Genomic DNA, 1,809 nt, shown 5'->3' on the forward strand with positions numbered 1-1,809 from the left:
GGACGAGGCCATGGCGATGATCGTGCGCGGCTTCGTCGAGCCGATCGCCCGCGAGCTGCCGATGGAGTACGCGCTCGAGCTCAACCGGCTGATCGAGCTGCAGATGGAGGGCTCGGTCGGCTGACCGAAGCCCCGTCATCCGCAGCGAACCTTTTTGTGACAGGAAGAGAGCACGACGACAGCCATGGCTGACAACACTCCCGCCGGCAGCACGACCGACGGCGCCATCCAGGTGGGCGGGCCGCAGCAGCCCATCGACGCGCGCGTGAGCGCCCCCGCCTCGTACGACGTCGCGGACTTCCCCGTGCCCCACGGCCGTGAGGAGGAGTGGCGGTTCACCCCGCTCGAGCGCCTCCGCGGCCTGCACGACGGCACCGCCGTCGCCGACGGCGCGGGCGTCAAGGTCGAGGTGAGCGCCCCCGCGGGCGTCACCGTGGAGACCGTCGGCCGCGACGACGCCCGGCTCGGCCGGGCCGGCAAGCCCGTCGACCGGGTCGCCGCCCAGGCGTACAGCTCCTTCGAGAAGGCCTCGGTCGTCTCGATCCCCAAGGAGACGGTGCTCACCGAGCCCGTCCGCATCTCCGTGCACGGCGAGGGCGGGGTGGCCTTCGGCCACCAGCTCGTCGAGGTCGGCGCCTTCGCCGAGGCCGTGGTCGTCCTCGACCACACCGGTGACGCGACGCTCGCCGCCAACGTCGAGTACGTCATCGGCGACGGCGCCAAGCTCACCGTCGTCTCGGTCCAGGACTGGGAGCCCGCCGCGGTGCACGCCGCGCAGCACACCGCGCTGGTCGGCCGCGACGCCTCCTTCAAGTCCGTGATCGTCACCTTCGGCGGCGACCTGGTGCGCCTGCACCCGCGGGTCGTCTACGGCGCCCCCGGCGGCGAGGCCGAGCTCTACGGCCTGTACTTCACCGACGAGGGCCAGCACCAGGAGCACCGCCTCTTTGTCGATCACGACACCCCGCACTGCCGCAGCAACGTCGCCTACAAGGGCGCGCTGCAGGGCAAGGACGCCCACGCGGTCTGGATCGGCGACGTCCTCATCCGCGCCGCGGCCGAGGGCACCGACACCTACGAGCTCAACCGCAACCTCGTCCTCACCGACGGGGCCCGCGTCGACTCGGTCCCCAACCTGGAGATCGAGACCGGCGAGATCGTCGGTGCCGGCCACGCCTCGGCGACCGGCCGCTTCGACGACGAGCAGCTCTTCTACCTGATGGCCCGCGGCATCCCCGCCGACGAGGCCCGCAGGCTGGTCGTGCGCGGCTTCTTCGCCGAACTGGTCCAGCAGATCGGCATCCCCGAGCTGGAGGAGCGCCTCATCACCAAGATCGAGGCCGAGCTGGAGGCGTCCGTCGCATGAGCTTCGTACGAGTCGCCGCCCTGAGCGAGCTGGAAGAGGACACCCCCAAGCGGGTCGAGATCGAGGGCACCCCGGTCTCGATAGTGCGCACCGAGGGCGAGGTCTTCGCGATCCACGACATCTGTTCGCACGCGAACGTCTCGCTGTCCGAGGGCGAGGTGGAGGACTGCGCCATCGAGTGCTGGCTGCACGGCTCCACCTTCGACCTGCGCACCGGGAAGCCCTCCGGCCTGCCCGCCACGCGCCCCGTCCCCGTATACCCCGTCAAGATCGAAGGAGACGACGTGCTCGTCTCCCTCACCCAGGAGTCCTGAGTTCCCCATGGCAACGCTTGAGATTCACGACCTGCACGTGTCCGTCGAGGCCGAGAACGGCCCGCGGGAGATCCTGCGCGGCGTCGACCTGACCGTGAAGCAGGGCGAGACCCACGCCATCATGGGCCC

General features: G+C 70.6%; 2 protein-coding genes and 1 pseudogene. All 3 read left to right on the forward strand.

The features are described from left to right. Positions 1-184: 184 nt before the first annotated feature. Positions 185-1,366 carry a Fe-S cluster assembly protein SufD gene (gene sufD / locus ACV530_RS36535; protein WP_494337040.1) on the forward strand — a complete coding sequence of 394 codons (1,182 nt, stop codon included), beginning with the start codon at positions 185-187 and terminating at the stop codon, positions 1,364-1,366. Continuing rightward, entirely contained in the window at positions 1,363-1,680 is a 318-nt protein-coding gene (locus ACV530_RS36540; protein WP_494337041.1) for a non-heme iron oxygenase ferredoxin subunit, read from the forward strand. Before sufD ends, ACV530_RS36540 begins: the two co-directional genes overlap by 4 nt. A gap of 7 nt (positions 1,681-1,687) precedes the next feature. Beyond that, positions 1,688-1,809, forward strand: a pseudogene (gene sufC / locus ACV530_RS36545) (Fe-S cluster assembly ATPase SufC); the annotation flags it as partial.

Source organism: Streptomyces sp. SX-6, from assembly GCF_059089585.1.

What these genes read in the sequence shown, in the direction of transcription:
- sufD (WP_494337040.1), top strand. Translation starts at nt 185, where the DNA reads ATGGCTGACAACACTCCCGCCGGCAGCACGACCGACGGCGCCATCCAG.
- ACV530_RS36540 (WP_494337041.1), top strand. Translation starts at nt 1,363, where the DNA reads ATGAGCTTCGTACGAGTCGCCGCCCTGAGCGAGCTGGAAGAGGACACC.